Source organism: Mongoliitalea daihaiensis, from assembly GCF_021596945.1.
Classification (GTDB): domain Bacteria; phylum Bacteroidota; class Bacteroidia; order Cytophagales; family Cyclobacteriaceae; genus Mongoliitalea; species Mongoliitalea daihaiensis.
Window position 1 is genome coordinate 1100075 of the sequence record NZ_CP063779.1, and the last position, 16711, is coordinate 1116785.

The window sequence follows — 16711 nt, forward strand, 5'->3', positions numbered from 1 at the left end:
ATTTAATGTAGAAAAGAATGGTACGATGGCTTCTGATTTCTTTGTTATCATTGTTCAACCCCAGTCTTCTCTTTGCCCAATGGCCTAGAGAAGAACAGGAAAAAACAGAAAAACCTTATTACAAAAGGGGACTGGGGCCATATTTGGTGGCCCCTTCATTTACCTATACCCATACTATCAATCTCAACAATTTCCTTGCTGAAAATGACTATCCTACTATACCTTCTGGTGCATTTAATATTGGATTTGGTTTTAATTGGAGATTTAATCGATTGGAAGTCGGACCTCAAGTTCTTTTAGGAAGACAGTCAAATGAATCTTTAAATCCACAATCGAAAATTATTCGAAGAGCAGTAACTGCAAACCTGCCACTGTTGTATCATTTGTGGATTAAAGAAAATTATTCCCTATTTGGATTTGTGGGTTTTTCCGGAACAGAATCTAGTTTAATTACTTCTAAAAATACGGGAGGCATGGGTACTATAGGTTCAATCCTTCAAAACCCAAATACATCCGTCGAACTCAATCACTTGTCGTATGGTGCCATAATTGGTTTAGGAGTAGCATATCAGAATTTATTTAAAGAAGATTGCGCAGTGGTACGATTAAAAGTTGGGTTCAGAGTACCTCCACGCGAAGGATTTGCATGGGAATCCAAGTATGTATCCATACTTAACTCCCCAATAGACACATTCCCACAGTTTTTGATTCAGCTCGAGATAGGAGGAATAACTAACTTTAACAAGTAATTACAATCAGGTTCGAATCGCTAAGCTTTGCGAAGAGATTTTCGCTCTCAAAAATTATCAAGACTGCTTGGCAAAAAATCTACGAAATCTGTGGACTTTTTTATTTTAGATTTTAGACGTCAGAATTTAGATTTGGTGCTACGCAAGTCCAAGAGAATATAATCATTTTTTTCGGCCGTGACGCCTATACGTTGCGTGAAACCAATGGAACGCGAATGAGGCGGATGCAAGCATCGCGGATTGGGAGCGGATTTTTTTATGAAAAAACTCACTCTTAGCGGGCGTAGCGATCAATCTTGGCGCTCGTGGCGTGAAATGGGTCCTGTTTTGACTACTGAGGGAAGCATCAGTGAAAATCCTCAAGCCATGCGCCAAATTAAAAACCTTTCTATTGAACATGTTCTTCCTAACTACCAAAGAAAAAGGCCTCTGTGAAAATCTGTGCAATCTGTGGACTTTTTTATTTTAGATTTTAGACGTCAGAATTTAGATTTGGTGCTACGCAAGTCCATGAGAATATAATCATTTTTTTCGGCCGTGGCGTCAAACCGTTGCGCTCGTTGCGTGAAACCTATGGAACGCAGATGAAACGGATGCAAGCATCGCGGATTGGGAGCGGATCTAATTAATTAAACCTCAAAACTTTGCGTCCTGGCGCCTTTGCGTGAAACAAAAAGCCGAGACTCCAAACCCGAACTATTCGTATTATTTGTGCCATTCGTAGACTCCCTCAAATATTTTTAGCGGATTCTACGCATTCTGCAAACCATTACCGATTTTTTGGTTTATTTTTGAACTAGTATTTCACCTTTTTACAGATTTTATCTTGAAACGAATCGTAAATGTAGGCTTGGTTCAAAACTCTTGCAGTGCTGACCTCGCATCCAACTTCCAAAAAGCAGCACAAGGCATCCGTGAAGCCGCAGCCAAAGGCGCACAGATAATTTGCTTACAAGAACTCTTTGGTTCCCTTTACTTCTGCGATGTAGAAGACCATGAAAACTTTAAGCTTGCCGAAAAAATACCCGGACAGTCCACCGAACAATTCAGCAAACTTGCCAAAGAACTCGGAGTAGTCATCATTGCCTCTTTGTTTGAAAAGCGGGCCGAAGGCTTGTACCACAACACCACTGCGGTATTGGATGCCGACGGAAGCTATCTCGGGAAATACAGAAAGATGCATATCCCAGACGACCCGGGCTACTATGAGAAGTTCTACTTCACCCCAGGAGATTTGGGATATAAAGTTTTCCAAACAAAATTTGCCACGATTGGCGTATTGATCTGCTGGGATCAGTGGTATCCCGAAGCTGCACGCATCACTTCGCTGATGGGGGCTGAACTCTTATTCTACCCAACTGCCATTGGTTGGCACAAAGACCAAGATGAGATCACGAATCGTGAACAGTACCATGCCTGGCAAACCGTTCAAAAATCCCATGCTGTAGCCAATGGTGTACCGGTAATTGCTGTCAACCGTGTAGGAGTGGAAGGAGATATGAAGTTTTGGGGAGGGTCCTTCGTGACAAATGCCTTTGGGTGGGTGACCTATCAAGCGGATCACGAACAGGAATTGGTACATGTAGAAGCAATTGACATGGCTCAGTCGGACAGATACCGAACCCATTGGCCATTCTTGAGAGATCGCCGCATCGAAACCTACTCCCCGATCTTAAAGCGATTCATCGATGAAGATTGATACAGGCAAAAGCCCCAAAGCGTTAGGCTATCGCTTTCCGGCAGAATTTGAGCCCCATGCAGCAACTTGGTTGAGTTGGCCACATAAAGAAGCCTCTTGGCCAGGTAAAATTGACAGCATCTTTCCTGCTTATGCCAAATTTATCCAATTGCTAAGCGAAGGAGAAGAGGTCCATATCAATGTTGCCAATCCCTCCATGGAAGCCTTTGCCAGAAAGCATATAGAAGCGGCAGGAGCAACTATGGATCAGGTATGTTTCCATTACTTTCCTACCAACGATGCTTGGTGCAGAGACCATGGCCCTGCTTTTTTGGTCAATGATCAAGCCGAGCAGCGCAAGGCCTTGGTCAAATGGAATTACAATGCTTGGGGAGGAAAATATCCGCCTTTTGACTTGGACAATGAAATCCCTTACCATATTGCACGGTACAGAAACATCCCCACATTTAGTCCGGGCATCATCATGGAAGGTGGTTCGATTGAAGTCAATGGCAAAGGCACGCTGCTGACCACAGAAGCCTGCCTGCTCAACCCCAACAGAAACCCACATCTCTCCAAATCAGCCATTGAAGTGTATCTTCGAGCATATTATGGAGTAGAAAACATTTTATGGTTAAAGGACGGAATCGTTGGCGATGATACGGATGGGCACATCGATGACCTGACCCGTTTTGTCAATGAAGATACCGTTGTGACAGTAGTGGAGGAGGATAAGGCCGATGAAAACTATGAGGTGCTCAAAGAAAATGTGGAATTGCTGGAACAGATGACCTTGGAAACCGGAAAATCCCTCAACATAGTCGAGCTGCCCATGCCAAAGGCAGTCATCTTTGAAGATATGCGCTTGCCAGCTTCCTATGCCAATTTCTACATTGCCAACACATTCGTCATCGTCCCCACCTTTCGAGACAGCAACGACGACAAAGCCCTATCCATACTCCAATCCTGCTTCCCTGATCGGAAAGTCGTAGGTGTAGATTCTTGGGATTTGATCTGGGGATTGGGAAGCTTCCATTGTCTAAGTCAGCAAGAACCTGCTTGAGAAGCGAGATTTTGGACTTGCCTGCTGCAATCAGGAGCGAGAAACGAGACTGCTTTGATAGAAAGATTCTGAGGGATAGCGTGTGATATATGCTTACGCGATGTAACTTGATATATGCCTAGCGGCGATATAAGAGGGGCATGTAAAAAAGAAAATAGTCCTTAAAAAAGTATCAAGTGTTTTTAGAAAGAGTCATATTAACCCAGATGAGGCGGGTGCTAACATCGCGGATTATGGACGGATTTTTTTTATAAACAAAACGCACTCGTTGCGAACGTAGCGACAAATCGTGGCGCTCGTTGCGAGAAATAGGCCCTGTATGGAATAGTAAAGAAGGCATTTGTGAAAATCCTCAAGCCTTGCGTCAAATTAAAAACCATGCTATTGAGCATAATCTCATGAGCTACCAAGGCAAAAACCTTCTGTGTAAATCTGAGCAATCTGTGGACATTTTTTTCAGATTTGATTTCGGTCAATATTTTCATTGCGGCCGTGGCGACCATTCGTTGCGCCCGTTGCGTGAAACCAACATATCGAATGATGTAGAGAAGGGATAGGAACGCAGATCAAACGGGTGCTGACATCGCGGATTTTATACGGATATTTTTAAAAAAACCTCAAAACTTTGCGCCCTAGCGTCTTTGCGTGAACTAAAACCGAATTTCCAATGATCAAACATTCGTGTCCATTCGTGCCATTCGTGGACAGTTTCAAAAATTTTCTACGACTTCAACGATTTCTTGGAGCAGTCTTTCCCTTTTGCTAGTGATACCATTGGATCAGAAAATAATATTTTCAACGTTCTAAGAAAATCCATGAATTAAAAATAGTATCTTCCTTACAAATTTGACGATCATGGCAAAAGAACAACATGCGAAAAAGGCTGAAAAGAAAAAGCCCGAAAAAAATCTGAAAGAAAAAAGGGCAGATAAAAAGGCAAAGCAAGAAGAAAAGAAGAGGAGAGACTAAATTATTCCTTTTCAATCAATTAGGATAACTAGCGGCAATTAGCCGCTTTTTTTGTGCCCATTCCTGTCATTCGTAGACCCTTTCAAAAATTTTCCGCGAATTACGTACTTTCCGTGAGCCAATTTTGTTAAATTTAATTGTTCACAATTCAACATACGTTATTATGTCACTCCTTCAACAAGAACTCGGCTTCCGTTTTTATGTAGCTTCCCGATTGTTTTCACAACAGTATAGAGACCTATTAGACAGCTTAGGCCTAACTTATCCACAATACTTGGTCATGCTTTGTTTGTGGGAAAAGGATGGCTTGATAGTTTCACAGATTGGAAAACAGCTTTCCTTGGATTCAGGCACCTTGACCCCCTTACTCAAATGCCTGGAAGCCATGAACTTGGTCAGAAGAGTTCGTTCCGAGTCCGATGAGCGCCGAGTAGAAATCCAACTCTCCTATCCTGGCAAAAGCCTCCAATCCAAAGCCATCCCCATTGCCCAATCCATGGAACAAACCCTCAGCGGATGGAAAGAAAAAGAACGAGAGAAATTGGTAGAGTTGATGGATCGATTGATTGGGGAGTTGGGGAAGGAATAGGGGTTAGTATTTTCTTTTGGAGGGGATAACGCCACGAACACCACCAAAAGGATCTTCCACATCACCCTCGTACCTAGGAATTAGATGGATATGTACGTGGTTAATGGATTGACCTGCTACTTTGCCCACATTGATTCCTACATTAAAACCAGCTGGATTGAGTTTTTCTTGGATCTCCTGTTTGACTTCATTTAGCATAAAATTTATAGCTGTTTGTTCTCGCAACGTCAATTCAAAATAATTATCCACATGTCTTTTAGGTATAATCAGAGCATGTCCTTGATTCACAGGAAATTTATCATAAATCGCAAAAACTGAGGCTGATTCAGCTATCAGCTCCATTTGAGGCGTAGGATTACAAAAAATACATTCCATATCACTGGAACGACTCAATTGATTGATCGGCGTATACGCATAGATTTCACAACTATCATTGAGAAAAACAGATTGATAAGGCAAAATAACATTGCATTGATACGTCGGTTTTTGATGAATTTTGTGTGTTCGATAACCTTGGTAAGTCAAGTCTCTACGAACAGCAAAGAAAGCTTTCCCTAGAGGTTGAAGGAGTTTAGAAATCTCAATCAACACCTTGGTTTGCTCTTCTAGGTGCAATACATTCAAGACATACAAACAAATAACAGTATCAAATTTTCCTTGTGGATAAGTTGGAGCGTAGTGCTTATCATACCCTTCAATTTGATAACCTTTAGATTGCAATACCTCCACATCTCTCCCATAGCCACACCCAAAATCCAATATTCTTCCCTTCAATAATCCTCTTTCCTCTAGAAGCCTAGCGGGGAAGGAGATCTTGTCTCGCTCTTTGGCGGTGAGATGGGAAAATTCATTTTTCATGACTTGGATAAATATTGAAAGCCGCTATTATGAGCCATAATTATCAAAGGATGAAAAACATCCTTAAATCTTTTCTCTTCAAAGACATTTGGAAGATCTTCTATTCCATCAAGGTTTTTAAATAGATACAAGTAATCAAAAAGATAATTGGAAGTTGGTTTTTTACTTAATACGATTTCAACCGCTTCCTTTTGAATTCTATAAAATCCATCAAAATAATCGTCTAAACTCGGAAGTTTATTGCTTTTATGAGAATTAAACCGAGGGTCAGCGGGAACAAGGTTCCACATTAAGTCATGGCAGACATAGCTATAAGGAATAAAATGCTCGACTGCATAATTTGATTTATTTAGCTTCTCACCAGTATATATGCAATCAATTTCTCCCAACTCATCAAACACTACATTCCAAAAATTTCTTCTTTGATTGGTTAAGGCGCTTCTTACAGCTGGTTTTATGAGTTTATTTGGTATTTCAGGAACACCCGGGTTACGCTTTTGCAAAAATACAGCAAGATTCCAATAGCAAAAATCTTTCAAAAATCGAATATTTTCAATCAGATAGGCAAGCCAATTCGGATTCAATTCTATTCGGTCTTGATACAAAGCGTATAAGCATTCATTATCAAAGTTTTTTGACCCAGCATAAATATCTTTTTTGCTTTTATTGCTATCAAACCACGGTGAAAGAAACCAATGAGGCACCTGATTGTCGAAGTGATAAAGTGCTTTTTGGGTTTGTAAATTTTGGGATTGTGTTAACTTTGAGACTATAACCTCTTTGTTTTCATCAATTGAAATTTTCTCAAAAGATTTGATATTTTCAATTTCTCGGTGAATGACATCCTGTTTTCCAAAAGAAACTTGAAAGTAATTTACAGTGTACCATGGAATGGCTATCATATTCGAAAAAAGTTCTGTCTTTGGAATAACCAATCTATTTGCACACAAGGATTCAAGAATACTCAAAAACCAATAGTACTTGTACGTAGCGGATGTGCTATCAAAACAAGATGCTAGAAGTTGGGTAGGAAGGTTTGAGTCCTTAGGAAATTCCATAATTTATTTACATTTTGGTGAAAATACTAATTGACAATCCATTCACCAACTCACTATACTATTTTAAACGTTTAAATTTTTGGCAAAAAATTTGTCCTACTACGTGTAGCACTTTCACCTCCTTTCTCGTCTTAAAGAAAAAACCAACGCCATGAAACAACTTGCTAATCTACTATTCGTCCTTGTTTTTGTTGTTGCAACAGCATTTCAATGTGATGCCATTGACCCGGTACTTGATGGGGAAGATCAATTGGGAAAAGACTGCTTCGATAAATCAAAAGTAAATCCCAATGCTGTGTGTGCCGCCATCTACCAACCGGTCTGCGGCTGTGATGGTAAAACCTATGGCAACGCCTGTGAAGCGACTGCCAGAGGAATCCTGAAGTTTACAGAAGGGGAGTGCGATAAATAAACTGTATTTCTACGCTAGCTATTCTGAGACAAAGATTTGAACTTATACTAGTCTCAAATTTCTATCAACTGACCGATTTTTCCGCTAACGGTTAGTTGAAAGCCATTGAAATGCAGTTCTTTGTTGGGATGTATTGAAATTAAAACCAACCAACAATCCCATGCAAAAACGCTCCATCCTTTTCTTCCTTTTTGCCAGCCTCTTCATCACACAACTTGTTTGGGGACAAAAAACCAACTTCACCGTCGAAGATGCAATTAAGGTCAAATCCATCGGCAGTACCACGCTTTCCCATGAGGGGAAGCTATTGGCGGGAGTCATCACGGATGGAAGCGCTCGTTTCGATGTGGATCATTTCCGCTTTCAAGACCCTTCTTACATCAATGTAATCCCTGGACAGTTTGTCATCATCGACACAGAGTCAGGGGCAATGACTTTTCCTTACGACAAACAATCACGAGTAACTTCTTTTGAATGGTCCCCTAATTCAACAGAATTGGCATTTTTGGAGCAAAAAGGAGACAAGCTGCACCTGATGATTTATGATGTCAACAGAAAACGTGTACGAGAGATCAAAATCGTGGGCAATCCTTTATTGGCTAACTCCAACCTGACTTGGACAGCTGATGGGCAAGCCATCTTGCTTCATGCCCGAGCAGAAGATTGGATGGGTAGAGCGATGGAACTCTACAATGCTGCTACCAAAGGACCCGTGGTCGTGTACGATGGCAGTAAACCTTTTCTGAATTGGGATGAAATTCGAAATACCAATGCACTGACACGGGTGATGCGTGTTGACCTATCTAAAGGTGCATCCCAAGAAATCCTCCCCGAAGCAAACTATGGAGGAGTGTACCTTTCAGAAGACAACCAATACCTGATCTTCAATGAAACTTTCCCTCTGAAAACTTCCTACGTGCGCAATGAAGGAACAGAATATCAAGTATCCTACAAAGTTCTGTCCAACCCAGATTCGACCCACATTCTTTACAAACGTAATAAGCAACGCAGAAACTACAATTGGTCCGATTCCAAAGACAAATTTGCTTGGGTAGATTCGGGATATGTATTTATTCAAAGTTTGGGAGACACAGTTATCCACAACCTGACCAAAGGAAAAGCCTATTCGGATGAAGAAAAGAAAAAAGAGGTGAAGTTTTCCATCACTTCCTGGTCCCCTTCCGAAAATCAGCTGCTTTTAAGTTCGGATAAAGGCTATTGGTTGGTAGATGCCAAAGGGGAGTCCTTGGAAATGGTATATGAATTCCCCAAAGACAAAGACAAAGCCCCGAACCTTAGTTTAGTACATTGGTCTTCAGACGAGCAAACACTCTTTTTCTCCTACAGTGAAAAAGAGCGTTGGAGGAGAGGTTTTGTTCGATTTGACCTGAATACCCGTGAAATGAAAGACATCATTGTTGATGAGCGCTTATATACGGGCATTCAGAAAGCCAAAAATTCTGATAGAATAGTCCTCAATCTGTCCGACGGAGATATGCCTTCGGATTTGGTAGCTACGGACTGGTCATTTGCAACTAAGCAGCCATTGACCAACCTCAATCCATGGTTATCAGAAAAGAAAATGACTCGCTCTGAATTGATCACTTACCGCAATGTAGATGGAAAAGAATTGCAAGGAATTCTTTACTATCCGGTGGATTACGAAGAAGGGAAAAAGTATCCTCTGGTATGTGAAGTGTACGAAAGCTTCTTTGCCAACGGCTATAACCGTAACATGAACCTCTTTGCCAATCAGGGCTATTTTGCATTGCGTCCTTCGGTGGATTTGGAAATGGGCTATCCTGGAGAAGCATGGGTCAAAGGCATTACAGCGGCTATCAACAAATTGGTCGATGAAGGGAAGGTTGACAATGATAAAGTTGGGGTACAGGGAGGAAGTTATGGTGGCTATGCTACATCGCTCTTAATCACCCAAACTGACCGCTTTGCAGCAGCTATCAACATCTCTGGAAAAGTTAACATCATCAGTTTCTTAGGCGACAGCCCAAAAATCGGTACGAGAAACTATACCGCCGCAGAGTATGGACAAGACCGCATTGGTGGAACACTTTGGAATGAACCTTTAAAATACTTAGCGACCACGGCCGTGCTTTATGCCGACCGCATCGAAACTCCGCACCTCATCTTAACAGGCGAAGGTGACTGGAATGTCCCGGGCACCAATTCCCGTGAACTCTTCTATGCCATGCGCAGACTCGGCAAAGACGTCACCTGGGTGAATTACCTCAACGGTGGACACGGCGCCGGTGCAGCAAGCAATGAAAGTGACTTCTACGATCATTGGAATCGGGTGTTTGAGTTTTACGAGAAGCATTTTAATAAGAAGGAGGATGGTGATTGATATTGATTGATATTGGATATTGGTGGATATTGGATATTTGTCAGTAATGCGATCGCCGTATGAATTGAAATAAGGTGGAAATAAGGTGGAAATAAATTGAAATATTAGAGAAGGGATTCGAAAACCAATTTTGCGTCAGCAAAAAAATCTGTGAATATCTGTGTTGATCTGTGGTTTAAATTGATTTTGGTAGATATTGGGATATTGATGGATATTGGATATTTGTCAGTAATGCGATCGCCGTATGAATTGAAATAAAGTGGAAATAAGGTGGAAATAAATTGAAATATTGGTGAAGGAGTTCAAATTCCAATTTTGCGTCAGCAAAAAATCTGTGTTGATCTGTGGTTTAAATTGATATTGGTAGATATTGGGATATTGATGGATATTGGATATTTGTCAGTAATGCGATCGCCGTATGAATTGAAATAAAGTGGAAATAAATTGAAATATTAGAGAAGGGATTCGAAAACCAATTTTGCGTCAGCAAAAAAATCTGTGCTTATCTGTGTTGATCTGTGGTTTAAATTGATATTGGTGGATATTGGGATATTGATGGATATTGGATATTTGTCAGTAATGCGATTGCCGATTGAATGGAAATAAAATTGAAATATTGGTGAAGGGGTTCTAATTCCAATTTTGCGTCAGCAAAAAAATCTGTGCATATCTGTGTTGATCTGTGGTTTAAATTGATATTAGTGGATATTGGGATATTGATGGATATTGGATATTTGTCAGTAATGCGATTGCCGATTGAATGGAAATAAAATTGAAATATTGGTGAAGGGGTTCTAATTCCAATTTTGCGTCAGCAAAAAAATCTGTGCATATCTGTGTTGATCTGTGGTTTAAATTGATATTAGTGGATATAGGGATATTGATGGATATTGGATATTTGTCAGTAATCCGATTACCGCTTCAATTGAAATAACGTGGAAATAAGGTGGAAAATCAAATTGAAATATTGGTGAAGGGGCCCCAATTCCAATTTTGCGTCAGCAAAACATCTGTGAAAATCTGTGTTAATCAGTGGCTTTAATAACACTTCCGTGGCTTCTGTGTTTTCTGCGAGCAATAGGAGCGGCGATGCAGCTTTCGGGGATAGCGAAGGCATCGGTGAGCGCTAAGGCATTTTTTCTGATTTCCCAACAAAGCTGATTGGCCTCCTTCCGGATAGCCTTGGTTTTCACTCCTTCCATATAGCCTTGCTCCAAATACCAACCGCTGTTTTTCTCAATGGTGTGTAATGCATATAACTGACAAAGCTGTGTCAAAGCATCTTGCACACCTTTGTCATGTGCTCCAATCACTGCTTTTTGAAACTCCTCCAAAATTACACGCTCAATATATGCTTGGCCCACATTGAGTAGGTGGTGCTGCACGACATTGAACGCATCAAAAGAGTCCATTCCCTCATCGATATGCCTTTTGATTCGTTTGGCGGCACTTGCTAAAATTGCCCGCTCCCGATAGCGGAAGGCACTGAGATGAAAATCAACATCCAATAAATGTGTTTTTTCAGTGCTTCTAATAATCAGTGGATTCTTTTCTGTGATAGTCGTTTTGGCCTGTTTGCTCACATAATTGAAAACAGTAAACAGATTCATATCACTGAATTCCTGTCTGAATTCAGTCAACCTATTTTTTGCTACCAATTGCATCAAGACTACATTATCTCCTTCAAAAGTGGTATACACATCTGTATCATTTTTGAGGGCATCGATTCTGTTTTCTGAAAGGTAACCTTTACCTCCACAGGTCTCTCTGCACTCCTGCAAGGTGGCAGTCGTAAACCAAGTGGTGTAGGCCTTCAAGCCAGCTGCCAGGGCCTCGATCTCCTGCGCATCATCCTCGGACCTTTTCAAAAAACGCTCAGTCAAATACCTCAAGGCAAAATGAAGCGCATAACTTGTCGCCAAAGGTGGCATCAATCTTCTTTGATGCATGCGGTAATTCAAGATTGGAACTTCCTCTCCACCTTCGGGACCAAATTGCTTCCGCTTTTCTCCATGTCTAATAGCTATAGTCAAACCTGTTTTTGAGGCAGCTAAAGCAGATCGAGGAATACCAATTCGACCACCAACCAACGTGCCTAGCATGGTGAAAAACCTTCGGTTGTCCGAGCTGATGGGACTCTCAAACTCACCTGCTTCATTTACCGAAGAAAACCTATCCAACATATCTTCTTGTGGAATTTCCACCTGATCAAAATAGATGACCCCATTGTCCACACCGTTCAAACCCATCTTTCGCCCACAATCTTCTATTCGAACACCTGAAACCAAATTCCCTTCAGCATCCCTCAACGGCACAATAAAAGCATTGACCCCAAAATCCTCCCCATCAATAATTAGCTTCGCAAAAACAGTGGCTTTTTGTCCATGCAAAGCTGCATTGCCGATATATTCCTTTCGTGCATCGGGGTTTGGCGTATGGATGGTAAACGTTTTCTTTTCATGATTGTAAGTAGCTGTGGTTTCTAAGCCTCTCACGTTGGAACCGTGTCCTGTTTCGGTCATGGCAAAACAGCCCGGTAGTTTGAGGCTGCCCACATCTTTCAGATACTTTCGGTGATGCTTTTCAGTACCTAGGAAGAAAATACTCATTCCCCACAAGCCAAACTGTACTCCAAATTTGATGACCATACTCAGGTCATGGTAGGAAAGCGTTTCCATAATGGCAAAATAGCCTTCCATATCATCCTTGCCATCCGCAAACTCTGGAAAAGCCCAAGCCCCAAATCCCTGCTTGGCCAATTCCTGACACCACAAAAGCGTTTGTTCTCGTTGATCGTGTAAACTTTCAAATTCCCTATAAGCAAAAGCGGGGTCAGCAATTACTTTTTTGACTCTATGAATCAGCTCCGCCTGAGAACCATCCAATAGTTTGGTCAACTCCGAAACATTAAAATTCTGTTCAGAATGTTGGATATTGGTAATGGTCTCATGACCTGATTTAAAGCTATAGCTTGCCTCTTTTCCCAAAATCCCTAAAGCCTGCTCCGTTTGTTCAAAATCTGTCATGACATCCTGTGGATAACTCACATCTGACTGATACTTTTGAGCCAACGCAATCCCTATTGCCGTCAAACTTTCTTGCTCGGTAGTTAGGGATATGATTTCTTTTCGCAGGTTTTTTAACACCTTGGGCTTGGGAGGCTTGCTAGAACTAAACTGTTCAAAAAGCCATTCCTTTTCCGTTGTGCTTAGCCAATATTGTCTGTGGATAAGTGCTTCAATTTCCTTTGATTCCGTAGTTGTCAACACACTATCCGCCCAAAGCGTGTAGTAGATGGGTAAAAAAATAGAAAGTTTTGGGTTCTCTTGAATGAAGTCGGATTGTAACATATGGCTAACGTGGGTTATGTTTAAATATACTGAAAAAATCCGTTGGAGGTTTGATAAAAATACTTTTACCATTGATCAAGCAAATTGAAAAGAAATACTATCTACTTAAAAGTCGGCTAAAATTGTAGGCTAAAAAACATTTCTCCCTAGATAGCTACGGGAAAATAACTTCCTCTCTTGGTATAAAGAACCCTTTGATGCAGTTTGGGTTCTTTATACAAATTTGAATATGACTTTTTTCAAATAATCCTGCACCTTCAAAAGCTGGATCACCTTCTGTAAAAACACCCCTAGTCGAGTCAAAAATCCTTGTGTTACTAAAACCATTCAGCTTCAATTACATAATATCAACTCCGGCAAAACAACCAACACCTCTTTTTCTGTTTCGGGATTTTTCCAATAAACCAACCAGTTCACCCGAACCTCTTGGATCACATAGCCTTTTTGTTCATAAGCGAGTAATGCTTGCTGAAATGCTTGCGAGAAACGGAGAACAGCTATTCCCTGACTATTCAAACAGTCTGAATCCACCACTTGAAGTATTTCTCCAGTTCTAAGCGCATGAGTAGCTTTCTGTCTGAATGTGGAAAACCCCAGGTTGACATCCCTCAAACCTAAATGAAGTATCAAAAGCTTTTGATCTTCTGGTATAAGGTCTACCGTAAATTTTTCTAAAGCTGGAGCTGTTACAGGATCTAAGTAATTTCCCCGATAATGAGTAGAAAGCCTAGATTTCGCACGGGTCATCCCCACATACAGCAGTCTTCGCTCAGAGTTATCCACACAGGTAGCATTACTTAACATTAAAAACACCTCATCAAACTCCTTTCCTTTGGCCTTATGGATAGTGGAAACTAGAACCATCAGCTTTTATTGCCCCAAAGTCCAGCAATTTGCCCGTTTGAGGATCTACTTCAACATCTAAGAAACAAATTTGAGGTTGCTGGGAGCTCATTTTTTCGAATTCAAATTAACTGCAACTATTGAGGAATTGACAGCTATTACAAGTATATTTAATTTCTTTGAAATCTCCACTAAATCCATCTCCGAAGATGAACCGTCAACTAATTTTCATCAGTTGTTTACTTATCTTTTCCATGAGCTGTCATTCACAGGACTTAAAAATAAAAGCAGACACATTTATAGAAATCTTAGATGAACGTGTACTAAACTTAATTGATCCTACTGAAGGATTTGAGATTCTGGCCGAAGCCTTCTCGTGGACCGAAGGACCACTTTGGATGGAAAGGGAACAGGCTTTGATTTTTTCAGACATTCCACAAAATTCCATTTTCAAAATAGACAACAAAGGAGCGTTGACCCTCTACCTAAAACCATCTGGTTACACCAAATCAGCAGAAAGAGGTGGAGAAACAGGGTCCAATGCGCTGATACTCGATAAGGAAGGAAACTTGGTGCTTTGTCAACATGGAGATAGAAGGATGGCTCGAATGAGTAGTTCGCTAGATGATCCCAAACCCAACTTCGAAACAATTGTGGATAACTATGAAGGAAAACGGCTCAACAGCCCCAATGATGCTGTGTATGACCGTCAAGGAAACCTGTACTTCACTGATCCTCCTTATGGACTTGAATTTGGTATGGAGGATCCAACCAAGGAATTGACCTTTCACGGAGTGTTTCAATTGAAAACAGATGGAAGTCTCTTACTATTGGATAGCCTAAGCAGGCCTAACGGGATTGCCTGGAGTCCCGATGAAAAATACCTGTATGTAGCCAATTCAGACCCCAACGAAGCAGTATGGTATCGCTATGAACGAAGTGAAGATGGATTTATCCACAATCGAACCGTATTCTTAGATGCTACCGAATTTGTAGGAAAATCCGGTTTTCAAGGACTACCTGATGGATTAAAGGTTCATAGTTCGGGTGTACTATTTGCCACAGGTCCTGGAGGCGTATGGGTGTTTGATTCCGATGGAATTGTTTTGGCAAGATTAAGAACAGGAGAAGCAACTTCCAATTGCGCCTTATCCACCGACGAAAAAACCCTCTACCTCACAGCCAACAGTTTCATCTTAAAGCTAAACTTGAAGTGAGCGATCAATCAGGCGGACCCAAGGGAACAAAAAGGATTTTTATCGAGCTAGACGAAATACCATATCTTCCACCGTGTGGATAACTTCTCCGTCATTCCCCATAGCTGTAAACCGAATGGTTCCTTCAATTACTTGCCTTCCATTCACCATAAACTTTCTATCGATGGTGAACTCCCCCTTTGTTTGAAATTCAAACCATTGATGGGCAGGGGCAATTGGTTGTTGATCTGCCCTGAAAGGACCAATAAACTGTCTTAACACAATCTTGTCCAAGAAATCAGTTTCAGAAAAGGAAGTTCGTCCAATCGGGTAATCCCAAATATCGTCAGCTGTTCTGAATAAAATACGGTAACCATTATTTGAAAAAAACCAGTGATGCTGAACGTTGGTGTCAAACTGTATCAAATGATTATTAATGTTTACAAAATAAAAATCATCTGAACGTACATACATTCGGGCAGGAACAAAACTACAAGGAATACTCAACAAGTTTTCAATTGAAAAACTTCCATTCAGTTCAATAACATTGGAATTATCAAACTCTTCAAAAAGCTTTCCCTCAAACCCGAAAACCAATGTGCCGAGTTGATGATTGTAGGAAAAGTTTTTAATCTCAAAAGTGGAAGCGGGGCTAAACGTTTGAGGCCAGTACATTTTTGGTCTAGAGCTGTTGATTGCATAATCACTCCCGATGAAATGTACCTCTTGCAAATAACCATCTTTGGTGAGGGTTAACCGCAACTTGTACTCTTTTCTTTGGCTATCCAGATAATCCAAACTCAGAAATATACTTTCACAGTTTTCGTTAGCAACAATTGCGCTTTCTGGAACCTTAACAGTCACACCGTCAACAGTAAGGTTAAATTGTTTGAGAGGCAAAGAATCAACTCCCTCGTCCATGCATCCCCAGAAAAAGAGGCCTACAAACACAAACACATATTTCGAAAAACGCATACTCTTTAAATTTTAAGTAAAAGTAAAATGCATTTACCTGTAAACCAACTAAAACCGTTCATAATCAATCAAGTTTCTGTGGATAACTTACTTTTTTGCAAATTATCCACAGAACTCATGGTAGACCTTAAAGTTGTACTTCAAGCAATACTAGTACTGATAAGCCAACTAGCTATTTTTTTATTCATTTAAAACAATCTATATCCTACGTGGCAAATCAATCTCTTGCTATTTTATATTGACAGAGCTTACATTATCTTCAGGGATACGATCGATGAGTTTATTGTACGGATCGATACCTGCCCTTGCTGGAATGCCCCCTGTCACACGGATTTCCAATTGATGACTGCCTGGCTTAAGTTTGTGCTTTTGGATATACAGGGGATTGGTGCGGTTTCTTCCTTTGACTAAAGTCTGCAAAATCGGTCAACTACTTCAAAAAGTGGATTAACTACTTTAAACAAAAAGACCTCCAGCTATGCTTAGCATACATGGAGGTCTTCGGAGCTTAGACCCTAAGGAACTCATCTAATTCAAGTTTCGATATAGATTATTAGAAATAATGCTTCTTTTCTGTCTTCCAAGTTTCTTGTTTATTTCTCGCAACGA

Annotated in this window: 13 protein-coding genes; 7 read left to right on the forward strand and 6 right to left on the reverse strand. The window is 40.7% G+C overall.

What is annotated here, in order from left to right:
- The first annotated feature begins 17 nt into the window (after nt 1-17).
- The 4 genes from IPZ59_RS04530 to IPZ59_RS04545 all read left to right on the forward strand — a co-directional run bounded on the left by IPZ59_RS04530 (nt 18) and on the right by IPZ59_RS04545 (nt 5048).
- On the forward strand, nt 18-749 hold the full coding sequence (locus tag IPZ59_RS04530; protein WP_236138693.1) for a PorT family protein: 732 nt from the start codon (nt 18-20) through the stop codon (nt 747-749).
- 826 nt (nt 750-1575) lie between these two features.
- Nucleotides 1576-2448 carry a carbon-nitrogen hydrolase gene (locus IPZ59_RS04535; RefSeq protein ID WP_308428169.1) on the forward strand — a complete coding sequence of 291 codons (873 nt, stop codon included), beginning with the start codon at nt 1576-1578 and terminating at the stop codon, nt 2446-2448.
- Nucleotides 2438-3490: an agmatine deiminase family protein gene (locus IPZ59_RS04540; RefSeq protein WP_236138694.1), complete on the forward strand. Its 1053-nt coding sequence runs from the start codon at nt 2438-2440 to the stop codon at nt 3488-3490. The genes IPZ59_RS04535 and IPZ59_RS04540 overlap by 11 nt, the downstream gene beginning before the upstream one ends.
- A gap of 1132 nt (nt 3491-4622) precedes the next feature.
- The gene (locus tag IPZ59_RS04545; RefSeq protein ID WP_236138695.1) at nt 4623-5048 is read left to right on the forward strand and encodes a MarR family winged helix-turn-helix transcriptional regulator; all 426 of its coding nucleotides are present in this window, start codon (nt 4623-4625) and stop codon (nt 5046-5048) included.
- A 3-nt stretch (nt 5049-5051) separates the two neighbouring features.
- On the opposite strand, the gene IPZ59_RS04550 is transcribed toward IPZ59_RS04545, so the two are convergent.
- Nucleotides 5052-5906 (reverse strand): HIT family protein, encoded by an 855-nt coding sequence (locus IPZ59_RS04550; RefSeq protein ID WP_236138696.1) that lies wholly within the window; start codon nt 5904-5906, stop codon nt 5052-5054.
- Nucleotides 5903-6964, reverse strand: a complete 1062-nt coding sequence (locus IPZ59_RS04555) for an HNH endonuclease domain-containing protein (protein WP_236138697.1) — start codon at nt 6962-6964, stop codon at nt 5903-5905. Before IPZ59_RS04555 ends, IPZ59_RS04550 begins: the two co-directional genes overlap by 4 nt.
- A 151-nt stretch (nt 6965-7115) precedes the next feature.
- Here IPZ59_RS04555 and IPZ59_RS04560 point away from each other — a divergent pair, with 151 nt between their 5' ends.
- A complete protein-coding gene (locus IPZ59_RS04560) occupies nt 7116-7376 on the forward strand; it encodes a Kazal-type serine protease inhibitor family protein (protein WP_236138698.1) in 261 nt (86 codons plus the stop codon).
- A 160-nt stretch (nt 7377-7536) separates the two neighbouring features.
- Nucleotides 7537-9738, forward strand: coding sequence for an alpha/beta hydrolase family protein (locus IPZ59_RS04565; RefSeq protein WP_236138699.1), 2202 nt, complete (start codon nt 7537-7539; stop codon nt 9736-9738).
- Nucleotides 9739-10763: 1025 nt separating this feature from the next.
- Here the strand turns inward: IPZ59_RS04565 and IPZ59_RS04570 are convergent.
- Nucleotides 10764-13088, reverse strand: coding sequence for an acyl-CoA dehydrogenase family protein (locus tag IPZ59_RS04570; RefSeq protein ID WP_236138700.1), 2325 nt, complete (start codon nt 13086-13088; stop codon nt 10764-10766).
- Between the two features lie 333 nt (nt 13089-13421).
- Entirely contained in the window at nt 13422-13952 is a 531-nt protein-coding gene (locus tag IPZ59_RS04575; protein ID WP_236138701.1) for an ATP-binding domain-containing protein, read from the reverse strand.
- 233 nt (nt 13953-14185) lie between these two features.
- Between IPZ59_RS04575 and IPZ59_RS04580 the strand changes: the two genes are divergently transcribed.
- Nucleotides 14186-15148, forward strand: coding sequence for an SMP-30/gluconolactonase/LRE family protein (locus tag IPZ59_RS04580; RefSeq protein ID WP_236138702.1), 963 nt, complete (start codon nt 14186-14188; stop codon nt 15146-15148).
- A gap of 39 nt (nt 15149-15187) precedes the next feature.
- Here the strand turns inward: IPZ59_RS04580 and IPZ59_RS04585 are convergent, their stop codons facing one another.
- On the reverse strand, nt 15188-16102 hold the full coding sequence (locus tag IPZ59_RS04585) for a hypothetical protein (RefSeq protein ID WP_236138703.1): 915 nt from the start codon (nt 16100-16102) through the stop codon (nt 15188-15190).
- A 228-nt stretch (nt 16103-16330) separates the two neighbouring features.
- Complete coding sequence (locus tag IPZ59_RS04590) at nt 16331-16522, reverse strand: hypothetical protein (protein WP_236138704.1); 192 nt, start codon at nt 16520-16522, stop codon at nt 16331-16333.
- Nucleotides 16523-16711: the final 189 nt, after the last annotated feature.